General features: G+C 74.9%; 2 protein-coding genes. Both read right to left on the reverse strand.

Annotated features, from left to right (window positions below; genetic code table 11):
* Positions 1–589, reverse strand: a 589-nt coding sequence (locus PROKR_RS03690) for an LLM class flavin-dependent oxidoreductase (protein WP_157601871.1), incomplete at its 3' end; no start/stop codon positions are given.
* On the reverse strand, positions 586–1,921 hold a 1,336-nt coding region (locus PROKR_RS03695), incomplete at its 5' end, for a PLP-dependent transferase (protein ID WP_051432640.1). The genes PROKR_RS03690 and PROKR_RS03695, both read right to left, overlap by 4 nt.

Here is a 1,921-nt window from a genome sequence, read left to right on the forward strand (position 1 = left end):
GGCGCCCGTCGGCGTACCGCCCGCCGGTCCGTGCGCCATCCGGTCCGACGGCGCCCGGGTCGGCGAGCAGCGCGCCGTCGTCCCAGGAACGCCACAGCGAGCGGACGCCGTCGAGCCACTCCTCGGCGCGGTCGTAGGCGGCGTCATGGCCCAGCGGCGGCACTGCGGAGAAGTGCCGCGCGCTGCCCGTGTCGGTCACGAGGTTGAGGCCGAACCGTCCGCCCGACAGGTGCTGGAGCGTCGCGAGCTGCCGCGCCCCGGTGTAGGGCAGCACGGCGGCCGGGTTGACCGTAGGCACGATGCCGAGGTGCCGGGTGGCCGCGAACAGGTACGGGGCCAGCAGCAGCGGGTCGTGCTTGGGGCCGCCGAACGCCTGCCGCACACGCAGGTCGATGGTCTCGGGGCTGCCCAGGGACGGCGCGTCCTCGATGATCAGCAGCTCCACGCCCGCCTGCTCCAGGGCGCGGGCCGACTCGACGTAGAGGTCGGGCCGGGTCCAGTCGTAGTTCCAGTCCAGGTAGTCGTGGCCCCAGCCGTGCGGCCCGAAGCCGCGGGCCAGGAACCAGCCGAGGTGCTGCTGGCGGGTCATGGTGTCTCCTTGCGTGTGGTGCTGGTGCCGACCTCGACCGGGGGCTCGGCGGCGCTGCGCGCAGCCGCGAGCCCCCGGTCGAGGTCGGCGATCAGGTCGGGCAGGTCCTCGACGCCCACCGACAGCCGCAGGGTGCCCGGGTGGATGCCGGAGGCGGCGCGCTCGGCGGGTGTGCGCAGCACGTGACTGGTGCTCTCCGGGTGCAGCACCAGGGAGCGCACGTCGCCGATGTGGGTCATGTGCGTGAAGACGCGCACGGCCTCCACGAGGGCGCGCGCCGCGCGGGCGCCGCCGTGCAGCGTGAAGGTGAACACTGAGCCCTGACCTTCTGGCAGGTACCGTTTGGCCAGCGCGTACGACGGGCTGGAGTCCAGCCCGGAGTAGTCCACCGACGCCACCTCGGGCCGGAACGCCAGCCAGCGCGCGACCTCCAGGGCCGACGCGCTCTGCCGCGCCACCCGCAGCGACAGGGTCTCGATGCCCTGGCCCACCAGGAACGCGTTCAGCGGTGACGGTGTCGGGCCGAACCGCGGCGCCACCGTCTCGCGGAGGTAGGCGAGGCGGGCCAGCCCGCCGTGCCGGCCCGCCACGCCAGGTCCGCCCGTGCGGGACGGCGCGACCAGGTGCGGGTACAGCGCGCCCGACGCGCGGGCGTCGAACGTCCCGGAGTCGACGACGACGCCGCCCAGCACCGAGCCGTGCCCCGCCAGGAACTTGCTGGCGGAGTGCACCACGACGTCGGCGCCGTGCTCGATCGGGCGCAGCAGGTAGGGCGTGGCCAGGGTGTTGTCGACGACCAGCGCCAGCCCGTGGGCGTGCGCCACGTCGGCCACCCCGGCGAGGTCGGGCAGGTCGTTGCGCGCGTTCGGGATGGACTCCAGGAACAGCACCCGGGTCTCGGGCCGGATGGCGCGCTCCCAGGCGGCCGGTTCGCCGGCGTCGTCGACGAAGTCCGCCTCGATGCCGAGCCGCGGCAGGTTCTCCAGGAGCAGGCCCCGGGTGCCCTCGTAGATGCTGGACGCGGCGAGCACCCGTTGCCCGGCCGCGACCAGGCCAAGCAGCGTCACCGTGACGGCCGCCTGGCCGCTCGCCAGGAACAGCGCGTCCGCGCCGCCCTCCAGCGCCGCGATCCGCTGCTCGACGGCGGCCGTGGTCGGGTTGCCGGTGCGTGTGTAGGCGAAGCCTTTTCCGGCGCCGAAGTGCCCGGAGGCCTGCTCCCACTCCTCGAACTCGAACCCGGCAGTCAGGTACACCGGCGTGGCGCGCGGCACCGGGCGGGCCGGAGCGGTGGCGGGCGCGGTGGTGGCGCGCCCGGCTTCGTCCCGTCCGGTG

Origin of the sequence: Promicromonospora kroppenstedtii DSM 19349, assembly GCF_000515355.1 — a bacterium.
GTDB lineage: Bacteria > Actinomycetota > Actinomycetes > Actinomycetales > Cellulomonadaceae > Promicromonospora > Promicromonospora kroppenstedtii.